Genomic DNA, 366 nt, shown 5'->3' with positions numbered 1-366 from the left:
ACTTCGGGAGAAGGGGTGCTTTCTTAACGGAAAGCCGCAGTGAATAGGCCCAAGCGACTGTTTAGCAAAAACACAGGTCTCTGCGAAGCCGTAAGGCGAAGTATAGGGGCTGACACCTGCCCGGTGCTGGAAGGTTAAGGAGAGGGGTTAGCGTAAGCGAAGCTCTGAACTGAAGCCCCAGTAAACGGCGGCCGTAACTATAACGGTCCTAAGGTAGCGAAATTCCTTGTCGGGTAAGTTCCGACCCGCACGAAAGGTGTAACGATTTGGGCACTGTCTCAACCAGAGACTCGGTGAAATTATAGTACCTGTGAAGATGCAGGTTACCCGCGACAGGACGGAAAGACCCCGTGGAGCTTTACTGTA

1 rRNA gene is annotated in these 366 nt (G+C 52.7%); it reads left to right on the top strand.

The annotated features are described in order from the left end of the window. A 23S ribosomal RNA gene (locus JDS81_RS29865) occupies positions 1-366 on the top strand; the annotation flags it as partial.

The organism is Bacillus cereus group sp. N31 (assembly GCF_016483245.1).
In the GTDB taxonomy this organism is placed as follows: domain Bacteria; phylum Bacillota; class Bacilli; order Bacillales; family Bacillaceae_G; genus Bacillus_A; species Bacillus_A toyonensis.
The sequence above is the reverse complement of the archived record's forward strand: the minus strand, read 5'-3'. Positions and strand labels throughout refer to the sequence as shown.